This is a genomic window from Bacillus sp. NMCC46, assembly GCF_002998465.1.
Lineage (GTDB): Bacteria > Bacillota > Bacilli > Bacillales > Bacillaceae > Bacillus.
Window position 1 is genome coordinate 279,479 of record NZ_PVQZ01000003.1, and the last position, 16,587, is coordinate 296,065.

A 16,587-nucleotide genomic window follows, 5' to 3' on the forward strand; every position below is an offset into this window, starting at 1 on the left:
TCTATCAGGATTGTGTTGCGCCCTTAGTCCCGAAGTCACGGATTTTCACATTTGCTTTGTAACGAATATCTGATTCACTAAAAATCTCATCCCAATGTTTTGCTTCTTTTCGAAAGTCCTTTGGGTAGGCAATACTCGCCTTTTGATAAAACCCGCAAATATCTGCTTTGATCTCATGCTGTAATTCCTCGATGAAATCTTTAACGCTTTTCTCTAATCGACGCTTGACAGCGCCTTCGATTTCTCTGAGATACTTTTCATTAAAAGCGTTTTCGCGTTCATTCCAATCCTCAGACAATCGCCCATCAAGCTCCACTGACACATCAAATTGATATTTTCCACTGGCTGATTTATGCGTTTTGATATGGTGCTTGATTTTGAAAATCTCAAAAGAGTAGAGGCTGTGATCATATTCAAATTGTATGACTCCGCCTTCTCCGTCCCCTGTTAACAAATTATATGACTCCACTGCTGACGGAGAGATATTGGTGAGAAATCGTCTATTCTTAATAATAGAGGCACCGTCGAGTATTAATTTTCCTTGATCGACGCTGACTTTCGGAAGAGCAAAAGATACATTGTTTTGCATGGCAGAAGAAATATCTCCTAATGAGACCGTCTTGAACATGGAAATGGTCGTTTTTCTGTTTTCTGAAAGATCGTATAAGGTCGAAGAGGCTGGCTGTCCGTCGTCATTGATTTTCAGCATGTCCCCAGGTTTCTCAGAGGTCATAAAGACGAGGCTTCCTCTCCGCGTTTCATTGTCTCGAATGAATTGATTAATGACGAGGTCGAAATTATTCTCATTGATGAGCTCCTCAGAAAACAAATACACCCTTAGCTGCTGGGCGAAAATGCGGTGGCTTTTCAGCGCCGTTGTGCGGAAAATTTGATGCATAGAATCCCCGCTTGTTTCAATGATTTTCGTAGGGTCTTTGACGCTTGCTTCCTGATCAATCTTTTGAGGAACGAGGACTTGCATAGACACCTTTAATTTATGTCCTTGGTCCCCTTTATCTACTGCAAACCCAATCGCCATGTTGAGCTCCTCAATATTTGTACTATCCCAGCAACCACTTAATAGAACCAGCATCAAAAGAGCACAAGCTGCCTTCTTTTTCATGCTGTTTTCCGCCTCCTTTTGAAAAAAACGATTATAAATAAGAGAAACGGGAGAATGCCGAACAGCAGGAAAAAGAGGTTGTTCACATAGGTTAAATAATCTCGCACTGTATCGACATCCTTTGGGAAAATCGCTGCAAAGTAAATGACAATTCCCATTAGAGCGACGACTACCTTTTTAGGAAACTTGGTCAGTCTGGATACCCCGATTGCGGCAAAAAATGTATATCCGACAAAGCTTGTATACAGCTGAACCAGCCAAACGATAAGCAAAAATGATTCAATTCGTTCAATAAAAATCCCCTGAATATCAAACGATTGGAATAAGGCAATGGTCGGCCAAGTCAAAGCCGCCGTTTCTTTGACCGTCAGCGCACCTATCACAAGAATATAAGTGAAAATATAAATAATCGCAGGAATCAAAAAGCCGACTGTTCCATAAGCAAAAGTGTGTTTTTGCGTGTTCATATAAGCAGGCATAAACAGCATCATTTCAATGCCGACAAACGATATGGCTGATGCATTAAAGGAATTGAAGACAGGGGAGAACCCCTCTCCTAAAACGGGCCGGAGGTTATCTAACTTAAATTCTTGCAAGCTAAGTCCGTAAGCGACAAATAAGATGATGAGCGTCACAATCAAAATAAAAGGAAAAAGCCTGGCTAAATCACCAATCCCGCCAATCACAAGATAAAAACCAACTATAATAAAGCTGATCATTGTCACCGCTACAGGCGTGTTTTGAAGCAGAAAGAATTTCACCATTTCCGACATCGCTCGTACTTCATAGCTGGCGACGCCAAGAAAATAAATAATAATCAAGAGGTTGGCAAGAGCGCCAATCCATTTTCCAAGCCCCTCGTTCGTATAATCATAATAAGAGGAGAAGGGGACTTTTTTCATCATGAGGACATTTGCAAAAATAAACACAATGTAAATGACACTCACGAGTAAGAGTGCAATCCAGCCGTCAGGTGTAGCCGCAGCCTGAGCCATTGATCTTGGTAGAATCATCATACTTGCGCCTAGTGTTGTATTGGCAATAATGGCACTTGCCTGATAGCTGGTAATCGACTCTTTATGATTGACCATGTCGTTCTCCTTTCTTTTGATTTTTTAAAGGCAATCGAATAATGGAATTGTCTTCGTTTTTATAGCTGAACACAAAATCTGGTGAGAAATAAGGCGTGCCAAAACTTTTTTGCCGCGTGAGATGAGTAAGGAGTACAAGCATAAACAGCACAATCCCATATAAACCAAAGGTAGCCGCAGTAAACATGGACACAAAGCGGAGCACACGAAAGGACATGCCCATCCCATATTGAGGAACAGTAAAGGATGCAAGTGCAATGACACTAACGATAATCACCATGATTGAGCTGACAATATGTGCCTGAACGGCAGCCTGTCCAATGACAACCCCGCCAACAAGTCCGATCGTTTGACCGAGCGGGTTTGGCAGCCTTAAGCCAGCTTCCCGCAGCAGCTCAATGGTTATCTCCATGATGAGTGCCTCGACAATGGGTGAAAACGGGACATTTTCCCTTGTGCTCGAGATCGTAATAGCCAGAGTGGTTGGCAAAAGACCTTGATGGAACGACACAAGCGCAATATAAATGGCTGATAAAAATAACGTCAGAAAGATCGAGGTAAATCTCAGCAAACGAATAAGAGAGGCGGCGATCCATCTTTCATAATAATCATCGGGTGATTGCATAATCGTCGCAAGGGATGCAGGTACAATTAACACAAAAGGTGAATGATCGACAAAGATGGCGACCCGGCCATTATTTAAAGCAGACGCCACTTTATCCGGCCGTTCTGTGTTTTGAATTTGTGGAAAAGGAGAATACACATTGTCTTCAATCAGCTCCTCAAGAACACCAGAGTCTTGTATATCATCAATGGTGACTTGCTTGAGCCGTTTTTTGACTTCCTTTAAAACAGGCACTTGAACGATACCGTCGATGTACATGATGGTCACCTGAGTGTATTTCTGTAGACCAATCTTCATATCGACGGTTTTAAGATCGGGGTTTTTCAAGCGCTGTCTTACAAGCGCTAAATTCGTATTTAAATCTTCAATAAAGCCAATTTTTGGTCCTCTTACGACTGTTTCAGAGGTAGCATCCCCTAAACTGCGTTTCTTCGTTCCATGCGTTTCTAAAATATAAGCATGCTGAAATCCATTAATGAGCACCACGCAATGCCCTTCAAAAATCGCATCGACCAATTGTTCAGAGGTCTTCACCGAACGTGTGGTCATCATCGATAAATTGGATTCCAGCTTCTCTTTTGTGAGAGACGTATGATCTTGGAGAAGCAGCTTCAAAAAGGTTTGAATCTCCATCTTTTCGTTCATTTCTTTTATGTATAAATAGTAAACGACTTGCCCGTGAGGCAGCGTTTTTTTCTCATGAACCAAATCGTCCATTTCCTTTAATTGCGGGAGAATGACGGAGAGATTATCGTATAAGTGCTCTTTCAATGGAGTCTGATTCAAAAGGATCACCCGCCTCAATAACTTTTTCTTAGCATTACCTGCTTGAAAAAACAATATTCTGTGTTACATTATTTTGTGGTAAAAGAAAGAATGAGGGTTTTGGAGGAAACAAGATGGCGCAAATTCGTTTAGCAGGAACAAAAGAGGAGATTGACCGTATTCTACAGTCGTTTGACAAGCATTATGAAGTGACATATACATCAAAGGATTACGGAAAAACGAACCCAAAATACAAATATTCGAAAGATGTCCGCGTTTATATTGAACTAAAATTAAAATAAAGATAAAATTTTAATTGAAAACGCTTAAAGGATTTTGGTTTTTTGTATAGAATAGAGTTGAGTGATGAGAAGCTATGGAGGGATACATAATGACGGAATTTAGAATCGAAAAAGATACAATGGGCGAAATCAAGGTGCCAAAGGACAAGTTCTGGGGTGCACAAACACAACGAAGCAAAGAAAATTTCAAAATCGGTTCTGAGAAAATGCCAAAGGAAGTTGTGAATGCGTTTGCAATTTTGAAACGTAGCACAGCGATTGCCAACGAACGTCTTGGCAACCTTGAAAGCGAAAAAGCAGAAGCAATTGCTGCTGTATGTGATGACATCATCAGCGGAAAGTATGACGAGCATTTCCCGCTTGTTGTATGGCAGACAGGCAGTGGAACACAAAGTAACATGAATATGAACGAAGTTGTTGCAAATAGAGCAACTGCTTACTTGAAAGATAAAAATAGTGAGTTCAGCATTCATCCGAATGATGACGTCAACCGCAGCCAAAGCTCAAACGACACATTCCCAACTGCTATGCACGTGGCAGCTGTTTTAGCTGTGTATAAAAAATTATTGCCGGCGATTGATCAATTAAGAGCCACTCTTGATGAGAAAGCAAAAGCGTATCAAGAGATTGTTAAAATCGGCCGTACGCACTTACAAGACGCAACACCACTGACAGTAGGTCAAGAGATTAGCGGCTGGGTGTACATGCTGGATCGTTCAAAAGAAATGATTCTAGAATCAACTGAAAAAATGAGAGAGCTTGCGATTGGCGGAACAGCTGTTGGTACAGGGATTAACGCACATCCTGAGTTCGGACAATATGTCGCTGAGGAAATCAGCCAACTGACAGGTCAAACATTCAATTCTTCACCAAACAAATTCCATGCGCTGACAAGCCATGATGAAATTACGTATGCACACGGTGCCCTAAAAGCACTTGCAGCTGATTTAATGAAAATTGCCAATGATGTGAGATGGCTGGCAAGTGGTCCGCGCTGCGGAATTGGTGAATTGATCATTCCTGAAAATGAACCAGGAAGCTCCATTATGCCAGGTAAAGTCAACCCAACTCAAAGTGAAGCTTTAACAATGATTGCAGCACAAATCATGGGGAATGATGCAACAATCGGTTTTGCCGCTAGCCAAGGAAACTTTGAGCTGAACGTATTTAAGCCGGTCATCATTTATAACTTCTTACAATCAGTTGAATTACTTGCTGACGGCATGAACTCATTCCATGACAAGTGTGCAGTTGGAATCGAACCAAACCTAGAAACAATCGAGAAAAACTTGAACAATTCATTGATGCTTGTGACGGCACTCAACCCGCACATCGGATATGAAAATGCAGCAAAAATTGCAAAGCTTGCTCACAAAGAAGGTTTAACATTAAAAGAAGCAGCACTTCAATTAGAGCTGCTAACAGAAGAGCAGTTTGAAGAGTTTGTGAAACCAGAAGAAATGGTGACACCGAAAGCAAAATAAGAAACCAGGGGCAGCAGCCCCTGGTTTTTTTCATTGAGAGTATCGAACAAAATGAAAGTCCAGGGACTGCCCTGGGTTCTACAAATGATCCTCTTTCAAAATACGCATAAGTGATTCAGAGTTGGTTTGGAGCGGTGCGTATAATTTTAATTGATACAGCATGCCTTTTACGATGACTTGTCTTGGTTTTTGTTTGTTTAATTCATTTTCTAAAATGCCAAGCGCTTCAAATAAATCTGGCTCATCTTTCACTTCATAGTGTGCTTCAGCCTGCTCTCTTAATTCTTTTAAAAGAGATTCTGTCAGCGGGTCGAATGACCGTTCGTAAATAGGACCAAACCAATCGCTCGCTTGATCTACAGAGATGAGCGGAAAATCATTTCGCTCCATCATACCGCCCATCAAATCATCGATACGGTGAATCATCGTTGCAGCTAGCTCCTCAGCCTCCAGCTGAAAATCATATAAAATCGCAAGCTCGAAATAAACGTGGCTCATGCCCTCAATCGTCAAACAAAGATCAGCCATATAAGGAATCGCTGCATCTCCATATACCTGCTTAATGTTATCAATGTGAAGCTGAATGGTGGCAAGTCTGATTTGTTTTGCGAGCTGCTGCGTTTCTTCATTCATTGGCAGTGCTCGATCGCTCAGCTGCATTTTAATAAAATCCTTTTGCTGCAAAATATTATCGTAGTAGACAGTGAGCTGTTTGCGGTAGGCTTCCTTTGGTGTGCCGCCCTCTGTTTGAACCTCGTGAATCCGGGTAAATACCTTATCATAATAGTAGTGCAAGATTGAAATGAGCAGTGCTTCCTTTGATTTGAAATAAAGATAAAAAGCACCCTTTGACATGTGGCATTCATCCGCAATTTCCTGAACAGACGTTGTATTGTAGCCTTTGCTGGCAAACAATTTCATGCCGGCCTCAATGATCATTTTTTCTTTCTTTTTCAATATGAATGTCATCCTTTCTTACCGAGAGACAAATGTCTTAGGAAACGTGCGCAAAGAGATGTGACTTATCGGTCATAAACGACGAAAGTTTTCAAAAATTAATCAGATTGTAACTTGTTTTTTACAGTGTAATTCTTTATATTATAAAGTAAGGTGACCAACTGGTCAAAAAATGTGAAAGGATGATGTTCCATGAGAGAAATCGATGATATGATGAGACGCTTGCGAACAAAAGGAATACAAGTAGAAAAAGTCAAAATGCCGAAAGAGACAACCATTGAAAAGAAATGGATGTATCAAGCTGGCAAGAAAATCAAAGCCACATACCGTGATTTCAATGGGTATTCATTCATCTAAAAAAGACTGCGGTCAAAAACCTACAGTCTCTTCTTTGGAACCGTGATCGTATAACGTACACCTAGATCATCATTTTCAATTGATATAGACGCTTGATGCATGGAGAGAATTTTTTTGACAATGCTTAATCCAATACCGAATTCGCCCTTTTTTCCCTTACTAAAAGGTTCGTATAGGTTGGATAGCATATGTTCTTCAATGTGAGGACCGTCATTACGAATGACAATGCGTATTTGATCCTCTTCCTGTTTCATTTGGATATCAATTTTACTTTTTGCGTAGCGGAGTTGATTTTCTAGTACATTCTCAAATAATTTGCTCCATTGTTCTGGATCGCCTTCAAGAGCAGCCTCATCATCTAAGTCCACGTTCCACTGCAATTCATTTTTCGACCAGCGTATTCGGTCGACCACTTCCAGCATCGTATTACTGAGTAGGAAGGAAGCATGTGCGGGGTGTTGTTTTGATAAATAATCAAGCTTTGTTAAGTACAGCAAATCCTTGATTTTCTTCTCAAGTTTTTCCGCTTCACCTTCAATGACTTCCACCGTTTGTTCAAGATCTCCCTTAGGAAAAATACCATCTTTAATCGACTGCGTATAGCCGCGGATGACCATGACGGGTGTCTTTAAGTCATGTGATATATTTTGCAAAAGAGTCCGTTCTGTTTCATCCTTTTGAATGAGCTTTTGTCTCATTTCTTCAATGGTATGACCAAGCTTCCCGATCTCATCTTGCCGGTCAACGATGACAGGGTCGTCCCAGTCCTCTTGCGCAATCCGCTTCACGTGCTTTTCAAACGCAACGATTGGACGGGATAAGTAGCGGGCAAGCCAAATCGATGGAATCCAGCTTAATAAAATAACGGTGCCAAGGATAAATATCAGCTGTTTAAACAGCGTAAAGGACAGGTCGTCTCGATAAGAGTCTGGTGCATAGGACAGAAGAATATATTGTGTATTGTCTGTTGATACTTTTTTGATGACAAAAAAGATGTGCTGGCCATTCACCTCTTCAGAATAGCGTTTCGTTGCACTTTTTTGTTTTTTCACAAAGGCTTGGATTTTCTCAATAAAGGCGTGCGGGAAAAACTGCGCCATTTGGTTTAATTCATCTGACGGAATCAGAATGTGCTGCACCGAGCGGTTTTCCGGTGTCGACTTTGGCGAGCCGTCTCGGTTCAACGGATATTCTGTGAGCACCTGCTGTTCATTTTCGATATTTTTATAAATTTCATTCGTGAAAAAGTTTCGTAATGTATTGGAAAATAGGATGATCAGGACAATCGAGATCGTGAGCAAAATACCAGAGATGACGACCCAAATTTGAAAAGCGAGCGGTTTGTTCTTCATCCTTTTAGCATCCTATAGCCAAATCCATAGATGGTCTCGACCTTTAAGTCGGGCATTTTTTTGCGTAGCCGTCTGACAAGGTCGTCGACCACACGATCTGTTCCGAAGTAATCGTGTCCCCAAATTTTGACGAGGATATCTTCACGAGAAAAAGCATGTCCCTGATGATGTGTAAATAAAAGCAGCAAGTCAAATTCCTTAGAAGTTAAGTTAATCAGCTGATCTCCTTCATACACCTCTCTTACATCCTCATGAATGACATAGGAGGAGACGGGTGTGACGCTTTTCTGCTGCGGAGTATCGCTATTTTTGTACACAAGCTCAAGCAGCTTTTGCACCCGAATGATCAGCTCGCGCGGAAGAAATGGCTTCGCAATATAATCACTGCTTCCCAGCTCTAAGCCGAGGACACGGTCGATATCTGCATCGCGTGCCGAAATGAAAATGACCGGTATGTCAGGTGATGCGGCTTTGATTTCTTTAATGAGTGTGTAGCCATCTGTATCAGGCAGCATGATATCTAAAATCCATAGATGCGGCGGCTTGTTCATTGCCCGGCGTGCCGCTTCTCCGGTTAAAAAAGAGGAGACATTCCAATTTTCACTTTCTAAATATTTGGTTAAAAGTTCGTTTAAGTTTTGTTCATCTTCCACTAAATAAATGGTGTACGACAAAGTCTTCCACATCCTCTCAACGTCATTATAACGGGATACAAAGGCGGCATGTCAACAATCACATGCTTTTTTCACAATTTCACATATTCTTCTCATCATTATCCCATAATGTTTGTTTATGATAAGCTCAAGGGAAAAAAGGGCATAGACAAAAGGTAGATAAATAGGTGCTTTTCACGAATGTGCGCACCTTGCTTTTTTTCTATCAATAAGTATTATATAATTTGACATATTGTCATGAAGTATCTTCAATGATATTGCCATTAAGAGGACATGAGTCCTATCTAAACATATGAATCAAGCAAGTCATGAACACGATGTAAAGGAGTGCAAGCGATGGATTTCCGAAGAGAAGATGAAGAGAAGAAGATGAATCATCAAGAAGATGTGCATCAAGAGAATGAGAAACAAATAGACGAACCAGAAAAAGAAAAGGAACTCGTTTATCAACCTCATGAAAACGAAGCATCTGCCACTCAGGAGAGTGTGACAAACCATTCTCCTCAAATGGAGGATGACCGTGCGTCGAAAAAGGAGAAAAAGCGGAAAGCGGCATGGCTCAGTCCGATCCTTGGAGGGATTATTGGCGGAGGCCTTGTGCTTGGCATTACACCGCTTTTGCCGCAGTCACAGGACACAGCTGCAAACACACAAACGCAAACAGCTTCAAGTGAGCCGGCAGCTTCTGATAATTTCTCAACAAAACAAATCACCAATGCCACGAATGTCGCTGATATGGTAGAAGATTTAGAGCCAACCATTGTAGGAGTCTCAAACTATCAATCTACACAAAATTCGTTTGGCCTTAGCGGTGACTCAACAGAAGCTGAAGCTGGAACGGGTTCTGGTGTCGTCTTTAAAAAAGATGGCAAAAAAGCGTACATTATTACAAATAACCACGTAGTCGAGGGTGCCAATAAACTGAAGGTCACACTTTATGATGGGAAAACAAAAGACGCAAAGCTGGTCGGCAATGATGTGATGACAGATTTAGCTGTTGTTGAAATCAATGCAGACGGCATTGATAAAGTGGCGAGCTTTGGTGATTCTTCTAAGCTCCGTGCTGGAGACAAAGTGATCGCAATTGGGAACCCGCTCGGTGCACAGTTCTCTGGTACTGTGACAGAAGGGATTATTAGTGGTCTTGATCGTACAGTTGAAGCGAACACATCATCTGGTACGGTGGAAATGAATGTACTGCAAACAGATGCAGCGATTAACCCCGGGAACAGCGGGGGACCGCTTATCAATACAGATGGTCAAGTCATTGGCATCAACAGTTTAAAAATTAGCGAAAGCGGTGTGGAATCACTTGGCTTTGCGATTCCAAGTAACGATGTCAAACCGATTGTAGATGAGCTGTTGAAAAATGGAAAGGTTGAACGTCCTTACCTTGGCGTACAAATGATTGACCTTGAGCAAGTGCCTGAAACGTATCAAGAAAATACGCTCGGCTTATTTGATAAACAAATCGGCAAAGGGATTTATGTAAAAGATGTATCAAAAGGATCACCTGCACAAAAAGCAGGCTTGAAATCTGGAGATGTCATCATCAAATTCAAAGGGAAAAACGTGGCAAACAGCTCTCAGCTGAAAGAAATTTTGTACAAAGAAACAAAAGTCGGCGATAAAACGACAATGACTGTCATTCGTGAAGGGAAAAATAAAAATCTAGACATTACCCTTGGACAGTCTGAAACCGAATAAATGAAAAAACAGGTGGACGTTAAAGGTCTACCTGTTTTTTTATGCTTATTTTTTTGAAGAGAGTGTACGTAATATGATCTTTTCCCACATGCTCCAAGGCAAGAGCTGCTTTGCTGTGAATGAAAGTCGCACCCCTTTCCCAATCGGATATCTCAACTTTTTCAGCCGTTTCTTCTCGGCTAATCGAATCACAAGCTCTGCGACTTCACTCGGGTCACCGTAGTTGGTTTTCTGGGCATTGATATAAACCATCATCTTTTGATAGATGCTTGTGTATTTCGATCCTTCCCCTGGCTGCAACATGTGCTCGTTCATAGACGTGTTCCAAATATTTGTTTGGAAAGAGCCTGGCTCGATCAAGGCTGCCTGTATACCGAACGAGGCCAGTTCAATGCGCAAGCTCTCTGTATAGCCCTCCAAAGCAAACTTGGAGGATACATATGGAGAAAGCGCGGGCATTCCCATTAATCCGCTGATGCTGCTCATATTGAATATCTTTGCACCATTTGTCATAAACGGAAGGACGGCTTGTGTCATTTCCATGACTCCGAAGACGTTTACATCAAATTGCTGGCGGTACGTGTCAACAGGAACCTCTTCAGCAAAACCCGCATATGCTGTTCCCGCATTGTTGACAAGCAAGGTAATGAGGGCGTAAGCATGTAGCTTTTTCTGAAATGCTTGAATCGACTGCGTATCTGTCACATCTAATGCTTCAATATGTATCGCTTCGGATAAAGAGGCTTGCTTGATCTCTTCGGCAAGCTTTTTCGCATTGGCTTCCTGCCTGACCCCTGCAATCACTGTATAGCCTTGCTTGGCGAGACCTATCGTGATGAGCTTGCCAAAGCCGCTATTGGCGCCAGTTACAATGGCTGTTCTTTTCATCATCTCGTTCTCCTTTTTGTTTCAATCTACCATAGTCCGCTGTTTTATTGAATAACGAAAAGCAGGATGGAGAAGAATAAAAAGCGATGATAAGAAATAGGAGGAAGCACATGATGTGTTGGAAGAAGGCGGGACAAATAGGAGTGCTGCTTTTTATGCTGTCTGGCTGCCAATCAATCGAACCGCTGCAGCAAACAAAGGAAGCAGAAGCAGAGAGTCTCTCAGCGGTTCAAATGAAGGAACTTCCATTTGAGCATCTCCACCTGCATGTTCAATACGGGCAGAAAAGCGAATTATACGAAGCCACCTATCGTCAGGCGAAAGGCAAAGAAGAAGCACTTATCCGTGATCATATGAACGGTGTCCGCTATGAAGGTGAAGAAGCATTACGCGAGATGAAGATGAAGCTAAATGATATGTCTATTCCTAGTGAGAAGATCAATGATGCGTATGTAAATGAGCTATTAGCCGCTTTTAATCTAGACGATGATTATCAGCGGATTCAGGTCAATATTAAGCTTGAAGATGGGACCAAACGTACATTCCAAAAGAAGAAGTAAAACGAGACTTTCTCATTTTTTAATTGAAAATGATTTTCAAGATCACTTAAATCTGATACACTAAATTGAGATAAGTGATCTTTTCCGTCTATACATAGACGATATTTCATATAAAAATTTGCATGAGAAAAGGAGCGTTTGAGCGGAATGAGTGCCATTTCTACTGAAGGTTTAAGCTTAGGCTACGGAGAAACAATGATCATAGATGAACTAAATGTATCAATCCCTAAGGGTGAAATCACAGTATTTATTGGCAGCAATGGATGCGGTAAATCCACGCTACTTCGCTCTTTGGCCCGTCTCATGAAGCCAATGGGTGGTTCTGTCCTGCTTGAAGGTCATTCCATTGCCAAATTACCAACAAAGGAAGTAGCGAAACAGCTCGCCATTCTTCCGCAAGGACCAGAAGCGCCAGAAGGATTGACGGTGCATCAATTAGTGAAGCAAGGCAGATATCCTTATCAAAATTGGCTGAAGCAGTGGTCGAAGCAAGACGAGGAAGCGGTGAATCGCGCACTGAAGTCAACAAAGATGGAAGACCTCGCTGATCGAACGGTCGATTCATTATCAGGTGGACAAAGGCAGCGTGCATGGATTGCGATGACGTTAGCACAGGAGACGGATATTATCTTGTTAGATGAGCCGACGACGTATTTAGACATGACGCATCAAATTGAAATTCTAGACCTTCTGTTTGACTTAAATGAAAAAGAGCAGCGCACGATTGTCATGGTTCTTCATGACCTGAATCTCGCATGCAGATATGCTCATCACCTTGTGGCGATTAAAGACAAGACGATTTATGCAGAAGGAAGACCAGAAACAGTCATTAATTGTGATCTTGTGAAAAATGTCTTTGATATGAACTGCCAAGTGACGACAGATCCTTTATTCGGGACACCATTATGTATTCCGCACGGTAGAGGACGCTGTATTGTACAGCAAGCGCAAGCGGAGACATTTCTTGCTGCAAGATAATCGTATGTCAAAAGCCTGACATCTGTTACGCACAGAGTCAGGCTTTTTTCTTAAAAAGGGAGCGGAAACTCAATGGGAAATGAATTAGATGAAAAGCTTGAGGGCTTGCTTGATAAATATACAGAGCTGCTGCTTGGTGAATCAACAGACGCACTGAAACAAGATGTGAAACAGTGGGTGATCTATTCTCATATTGCAAAAAGCATGCCGCCTCTAGCCAAGCACTTTAATGAAACGTATCCAGAAGCGAAGGAAGAAATCAAAGAAACAATTCAGCGGATCAAACAAATGAACGAAGCTCATCGAGCCAATCAAGACCGTTAAAAAACTGCCAGCACTACACTGGCAGTTTTTCTTTATGACATCTGTGATGGTCCGTATGGAGATTGATCTGTCAGTGTTTGCTGGAATTTCTGGTGTGCCTGCTGGAGCTTTTGCTGTTCAGCGGCTTCAACAGAATACCAGCCATATCGGAACATGACATCATATAAATGTCTTTGGGTTTTCTGAGTTTCTAGCGCAATTCGCTGAATATCTTGGTAAAGAGATTCATGACTGAATTCATTGAGCGCTGTGTTGTAACCGCTTGTCATATATTTTTCAGTCGACAAAAGGTCTGTGACAAAATCGCGATCATTCATGTTTGTTGTCGTGGGAACCGGAGTTTGTGGATTCCCGATTTTTTGTTGGTTTTGTTGTTCCATGTTTTTTCCTCCTATTGCATAAAGCCAGTAGACTGGCCTTGCCCTGAGCTGCCTAAATGCTGAAGAATTTGTGTGTAATGCTGATGATGCATTTGGCCCACTTGATTTAATTCTTGTTTCAAAGTCTGGTCTTGGCAGTGCTCGGCCATAAAGTGAGCCTTTTTCATAGCGATCAAGTTCCAATTCAGCATATCCTCTAAGTACAAGGAATCTTTCACTGAAATGACTTGCGGGGGCATATTCATTTGCTGATTGTTCAAGATGTGTTCCTCCTTACGATTTTGTTTCCTTACTGATTCTTTTTATATTGCTGATTTTGACTGGTCTTTTTACCGCCTAGGTCTGCTTCCTGTGATGGACCTGCGTTTCCTTTTACACTTGCAGCACTTACGCCTGCTTTCGATGGGTTTTTCTTCAAACGAGACATGTGGACATCACCTCCATTCTTACAATGCCCTCTCATCTTTAATTCATACGCCGCAAAGTAAGGCACATCAGAATGTGTAAATTTTTGAAATCCGCTCTTGAACTGTTTCGGAAAATCTTTTAAGATAAAGAAAGAGGCATTGCTTTTTTTTGGACAAAAAATGAATGACTGTTCATTCAAAATGTTTAGGGGGATATTTATGGGCAAACATATTCGCAAGGCGGCTGTCATTGGTTCAGGTGTCATGGGCTCAGGCATTGCTGCGCATCTAGCCAATATCGGGATACCAGTAACATTGCTAGATATTGTGCCAAACGAACTGACAAAGGAAGAAACGGCGAAAAAGAGAACGCTTGATCACCCTAGTGTTCGGAATAGATTAAGTCAAGAAGCGATGAAAAAATTGTTAAAGCAAAAGCCAGCACCTCTTACATCAGCAAAAAACCTATCATACATCACACCGGGAAATCTCACAGATCACCTTTCCTTATTACATGATGCTGACTGGATCATTGAAGTCGTCACTGAAAAACTCAGCATCAAACAACACGTATTCTCTCTCATCGACGAACACCGCAAAGAAGGCAGCATCGTATCAAGTAACACATCCGGTATTTCGGTTGAAAAAATGGCAGAAGGCCGATCAGATGATTTTAAACGCCACTTTTTAGGCACACATTTTTTTAACCCAGCTCGTTATTTAAAGCTTTTAGAAATCATTCCTATTCAAGAAACAGATCCAGAAGTACTTGCATTCATGAAAACGTTTGGTGAGGATGTACTTGGCAAAGGCGTCGTTGAAGCGAAAGATACGCCGAACTTTATTGCCAATCGTATTGGTACTTATGGACTCCTTGTGACAGTGCGTGAAATGCTTGAAAACAAATACACCATTGGAGAGGTGGACTCGGTCACAGGACCCCTCATTGGAAGACCGAAAAGTTCGACCTTCCGTACACTTGATGTCGTAGGGCTCGACACGTTTTCCCATGTAGCCCGCAACGTATATGACCAAGTAGAAGGAAAGGAAAAAGATATTTTCCAGCTGCCTGAGTTTATTGAAACAATGCTTGAAAAAGGATGGATTGGCAGCAAGGCAGGGCAAGGATTTTATCAAAAAAATGGAAAGGGCAGCATTTTAGAACTTGATCCTGTGACGCTCACGTATGGAGAACGAACGAAGCTTAAAGATCCAGGCATTGAGATGGCGAAGCAGCAAAAGGGGACGAAAGCGAAATTGAAAGCGCTTATTTATCAAGATGGCCGTGCAGGACAATTGCTTTGGAACATGACGGCACCTGTGCTCCTTTATTCAGCTCAGTTAAAAGGTGAAATTGCGGATGATATTCAGTCCATCGATAACGCAATGAAATGGGGATTTGGCTGGCAGCACGGTCCATTTGAGCTCTGGGATGCAATCGGTGTGAAAAAAGCAGCTGAGCGCATGGAAGCAGAAGGTCACTGCATCCCGCAGTGGGTGCAAGACATGCTGTCAGAAGGACACGACACATTCTATCAAGTGAATGCTGATGGAGAGCGTGCGTTTTATCACAATGGGGCTTACGAACAGGAAAAAGGAAACGAAAAGAATATTTCTTTAGCGAAATTGAAAAAGAAGCAGGGCGTGATTTTTAAAAATTCTGGTGCGAGCTTGATTGATATCGGTGATGATGTCGCCTTGCTCGAATTTCACTCCAAAAGCAATGCCATTGGACTAGATGTCATTGACATGATCAATCGCGCTGTCGATGAGGTGGAACAGAATTATAGAGGGCTTGTCATCGGAAACCAAGGGAAGAACTTCTGTGTTGGTGCCAACCTTGCTCTGATTTTAATGGAAGCTCAGGACGATAATTTCTTTGAAATTGACTTTGTGATCCGCCGCTTCCAGCAGGCAATGATGAAGGTGAAATATAGCGACCGTCCAGTCGTTGCTGCACCGTTTGGCATGACATTAGGAGGCGGAACAGAGGTTTGTCTGCCGGCAGCAGCTATTCAAGCGTCCAGTGAAGCATACATGGGTCTTGTTGAAGCGGGAGTTGGACTGATTCCGGGCGGTGGTGGAAACAAAGAATTATACCTTCGCCATCTGCAAGGATCAGCTAAGCCGACGCAGACCGCTATACAAGATGCCACGCTGAAAACATTTGAAACGATTGCAATGGCTAAAGTATCCACTTCGGCTGAGGAAGCGCGGGATATGAACATGCTCCGCGTGAGTGACCGAATCAGTATGAACGGGGACCACCTGATCTATGATGCGAAACAACTCGTGCTCTCTCTTGATGAAGCGGGTTATCGTGCACCGCTCAAGCAGAAGGTGCCCGTCATGGGAGAAACAGGCTATGCAGCAATGATATTGGCTGCTGAAAATATGAGACTGTCTGGATACATTTCAGAGCATGACATGACCATTGTCAAAAAATTAGCTCATGTCATTTCCGGTGGGAAACTGCCATTTGGAACAGAGGTAGAGGAGCAATACTTATTAGAGCTTGAAAGGGAAGCCTTTTTAAGTCTTGTAGGAGAAGTGAAATCACAGGCACGCATGCAGCACATGCTCGTCAAAGGAAAACCTTTACGTAACTAAGGG

General features: G+C 42.1%; 18 protein-coding genes. 8 read left to right on the plus strand and 10 right to left on the minus strand.

What is annotated here, in order from left to right:
* Positions 1 to 4: 4 nt before the first annotated feature.
* Genes C6Y01_RS10940 through C6Y01_RS10950 form a run of 3 tightly spaced genes read right to left on the minus strand, consistent with a single transcriptional unit; the run spans position 5 to position 3,625 of the window.
* A complete protein-coding gene (locus tag C6Y01_RS10940; protein ID WP_034659935.1) occupies positions 5 to 1,123 on the minus strand; it encodes a Ger(x)C family spore germination protein in 1,119 nt (372 codons plus the stop codon).
* Positions 1,120 to 2,214, minus strand: a complete 1,095-nt coding sequence (locus tag C6Y01_RS10945; protein ID WP_034659933.1) for a GerAB/ArcD/ProY family transporter — start codon at positions 2,212 to 2,214, stop codon at positions 1,120 to 1,122. Before C6Y01_RS10945 ends, C6Y01_RS10940 begins: the two co-directional genes overlap by 4 nt.
* Entirely contained in the window at positions 2,201 to 3,625 is a 1,425-nt protein-coding gene (locus C6Y01_RS10950; RefSeq protein ID WP_034659932.1) for a spore germination protein, read from the minus strand. The genes C6Y01_RS10945 and C6Y01_RS10950 overlap by 14 nt, the downstream gene beginning before the upstream one ends.
* 113 nt (positions 3,626 to 3,738) lie before the next feature.
* Between C6Y01_RS10950 and C6Y01_RS10955 the strand changes: the two genes are divergently transcribed.
* On the plus strand, positions 3,739 to 3,906 hold the full coding sequence (locus C6Y01_RS10955; RefSeq protein ID WP_003213147.1) for a YvzF family protein: 168 nt from the start codon (positions 3,739 to 3,741) through the stop codon (positions 3,904 to 3,906).
* An 89-nt stretch (positions 3,907 to 3,995) separates the two neighbouring features.
* Entirely contained in the window at positions 3,996 to 5,390 is a 1,395-nt protein-coding gene (gene fumC / locus C6Y01_RS10960; protein WP_034659931.1) for a class II fumarate hydratase, read from the plus strand.
* Positions 5,391 to 5,468: 78 nt separating this feature from the next.
* On the opposite strand, the gene C6Y01_RS10965 is transcribed toward fumC, so the two are convergent.
* The gene (locus tag C6Y01_RS10965; protein WP_034659930.1) at positions 5,469 to 6,347 is read right to left on the minus strand and encodes a TetR/AcrR family transcriptional regulator; all 879 of its coding nucleotides are present in this window, start codon (positions 6,345 to 6,347) and stop codon (positions 5,469 to 5,471) included.
* A gap of 192 nt (positions 6,348 to 6,539) precedes the next feature.
* On the opposite strand from C6Y01_RS10965, the gene spxO reads away from it, so the two are divergent.
* Positions 6,540 to 6,704 (plus strand): anti-adapter protein SpxO, encoded by a 165-nt coding sequence (gene spxO, locus C6Y01_RS18935; RefSeq protein ID WP_095285802.1) that lies wholly within the window; start codon positions 6,540 to 6,542, stop codon positions 6,702 to 6,704.
* Between the two features lie 20 nt (positions 6,705 to 6,724).
* Here the strand turns inward: spxO and C6Y01_RS10970 are convergent, their stop codons facing one another.
* Both C6Y01_RS10970 and C6Y01_RS10975 read right to left on the minus strand, forming a co-directional pair.
* Positions 6,725 to 8,056 (minus strand): sensor histidine kinase, encoded by a 1,332-nt coding sequence (locus C6Y01_RS10970; RefSeq protein ID WP_106038197.1) that lies wholly within the window; start codon positions 8,054 to 8,056, stop codon positions 6,725 to 6,727.
* Complete coding sequence (locus C6Y01_RS10975; protein WP_034659928.1) at positions 8,053 to 8,730, minus strand: response regulator transcription factor; 678 nt, start codon at positions 8,728 to 8,730, stop codon at positions 8,053 to 8,055. Before C6Y01_RS10975 ends, C6Y01_RS10970 begins: the two co-directional genes overlap by 4 nt.
* A gap of 336 nt (positions 8,731 to 9,066) precedes the next feature.
* On the opposite strand from C6Y01_RS10975, the gene C6Y01_RS10980 reads away from it, so the two are divergent.
* Positions 9,067 to 10,437, plus strand: a complete 1,371-nt coding sequence (locus C6Y01_RS10980) for a S1C family serine protease (RefSeq protein ID WP_034659926.1) — start codon at positions 9,067 to 9,069, stop codon at positions 10,435 to 10,437.
* Between the two features lie 45 nt (positions 10,438 to 10,482).
* On the opposite strand, the gene C6Y01_RS10985 is transcribed toward C6Y01_RS10980, so the two are convergent.
* Positions 10,483 to 11,325 (minus strand): oxidoreductase, encoded by an 843-nt coding sequence (locus tag C6Y01_RS10985; RefSeq protein ID WP_106038198.1) that lies wholly within the window; start codon positions 11,323 to 11,325, stop codon positions 10,483 to 10,485.
* A 113-nt stretch (positions 11,326 to 11,438) separates the two neighbouring features.
* On the opposite strand from C6Y01_RS10985, the gene C6Y01_RS10990 reads away from it, so the two are divergent.
* From C6Y01_RS10990 to C6Y01_RS11000, 3 genes are all read left to right on the plus strand, one after another.
* Positions 11,439 to 11,885: a YusW family protein gene (locus tag C6Y01_RS10990; protein ID WP_187704584.1), complete on the plus strand. Its 447-nt coding sequence runs from the start codon at positions 11,439 to 11,441 to the stop codon at positions 11,883 to 11,885.
* Between the two features lie 147 nt (positions 11,886 to 12,032).
* The gene (locus tag C6Y01_RS10995) at positions 12,033 to 12,863 is read left to right on the plus strand and encodes an ABC transporter ATP-binding protein (RefSeq protein WP_003213584.1); all 831 of its coding nucleotides are present in this window, start codon (positions 12,033 to 12,035) and stop codon (positions 12,861 to 12,863) included.
* A gap of 72 nt (positions 12,864 to 12,935) precedes the next feature.
* Positions 12,936 to 13,187 carry a YusU family protein gene (locus C6Y01_RS11000; RefSeq protein ID WP_066030425.1) on the plus strand — a complete coding sequence of 84 codons (252 nt, stop codon included), beginning with the start codon at positions 12,936 to 12,938 and terminating at the stop codon, positions 13,185 to 13,187.
* 32 nt (positions 13,188 to 13,219) lie between these two features.
* Here the strand turns inward: C6Y01_RS11000 and C6Y01_RS11005 are convergent, their stop codons facing one another.
* From C6Y01_RS11005 to C6Y01_RS11015, 3 genes are read right to left on the minus strand one after another with little or no spacing between them, the layout of a single operon-like run.
* A complete protein-coding gene (locus C6Y01_RS11005) occupies positions 13,220 to 13,567 on the minus strand; it encodes a spore coat protein (RefSeq protein WP_034659918.1) in 348 nt (115 codons plus the stop codon).
* 11 nt (positions 13,568 to 13,578) lie between these two features.
* Positions 13,579 to 13,830 (minus strand): hypothetical protein, encoded by a 252-nt coding sequence (locus C6Y01_RS11010; RefSeq protein ID WP_223249598.1) that lies wholly within the window; start codon positions 13,828 to 13,830, stop codon positions 13,579 to 13,581.
* 26 nt (positions 13,831 to 13,856) lie between these two features.
* Positions 13,857 to 13,994 carry a YuzL family protein gene (locus C6Y01_RS11015; RefSeq protein ID WP_003212904.1) on the minus strand — a complete coding sequence of 46 codons (138 nt, stop codon included), beginning with the start codon at positions 13,992 to 13,994 and terminating at the stop codon, positions 13,857 to 13,859.
* Between the two features lie 199 nt (positions 13,995 to 14,193).
* Between C6Y01_RS11015 and C6Y01_RS11020 the strand changes: the two genes are divergently transcribed.
* Positions 14,194 to 16,584, plus strand: coding sequence for a 3-hydroxyacyl-CoA dehydrogenase/enoyl-CoA hydratase family protein (locus tag C6Y01_RS11020; protein ID WP_106038200.1), 2,391 nt, complete (start codon positions 14,194 to 14,196; stop codon positions 16,582 to 16,584).
* Positions 16,585 to 16,587 lie beyond the last annotated feature (3 nt).

What these genes read in the sequence shown, in the direction of transcription:
- C6Y01_RS10945 (WP_034659933.1), bottom strand. Translation starts at nt 2,214, where the DNA reads ATGGTCAATCATAAAGAGTCGATTACCAGCTATCAGGCAAGTGCCATT.
- C6Y01_RS11015 (WP_003212904.1), bottom strand. Translation starts at nt 13,994, where the DNA reads ATGTCTCGTTTGAAGAAAAACCCATCGAAAGCAGGCGTAAGTGCTGCA.
- C6Y01_RS11000 (WP_066030425.1), top strand. Translation starts at nt 12,936, where the DNA reads ATGGGAAATGAATTAGATGAAAAGCTTGAGGGCTTGCTTGATAAATAT.
- C6Y01_RS10970 (WP_106038197.1), bottom strand. Translation starts at nt 8,056, where the DNA reads ATGAAGAACAAACCGCTCGCTTTTCAAATTTGGGTCGTCATCTCTGGT.
- fumC (WP_034659931.1), top strand. Translation starts at nt 3,996, where the DNA reads ATGACGGAATTTAGAATCGAAAAAGATACAATGGGCGAAATCAAGGTG.
- spxO (WP_095285802.1), top strand. Translation starts at nt 6,540, where the DNA reads ATGAGAGAAATCGATGATATGATGAGACGCTTGCGAACAAAAGGAATA.
- C6Y01_RS10955 (WP_003213147.1), top strand. Translation starts at nt 3,739, where the DNA reads ATGGCGCAAATTCGTTTAGCAGGAACAAAAGAGGAGATTGACCGTATT.
- C6Y01_RS10990 (WP_187704584.1), top strand. Translation starts at nt 11,439, where the DNA reads ATGTGTTGGAAGAAGGCGGGACAAATAGGAGTGCTGCTTTTTATGCTG.
- C6Y01_RS10980 (WP_034659926.1), top strand. Translation starts at nt 9,067, where the DNA reads ATGGATTTCCGAAGAGAAGATGAAGAGAAGAAGATGAATCATCAAGAA.
- C6Y01_RS10940 (WP_034659935.1), bottom strand. Translation starts at nt 1,123, where the DNA reads ATGAAAAAGAAGGCAGCTTGTGCTCTTTTGATGCTGGTTCTATTAAGT.
- C6Y01_RS10985 (WP_106038198.1), bottom strand. Translation starts at nt 11,325, where the DNA reads ATGAAAAGAACAGCCATTGTAACTGGCGCCAATAGCGGCTTTGGCAAG.
- C6Y01_RS11005 (WP_034659918.1), bottom strand. Translation starts at nt 13,567, where the DNA reads ATGGAACAACAAAACCAACAAAAAATCGGGAATCCACAAACTCCGGTT.
- C6Y01_RS10995 (WP_003213584.1), top strand. Translation starts at nt 12,033, where the DNA reads ATGAGTGCCATTTCTACTGAAGGTTTAAGCTTAGGCTACGGAGAAACA.
- C6Y01_RS11020 (WP_106038200.1), top strand. Translation starts at nt 14,194, where the DNA reads ATGGGCAAACATATTCGCAAGGCGGCTGTCATTGGTTCAGGTGTCATG.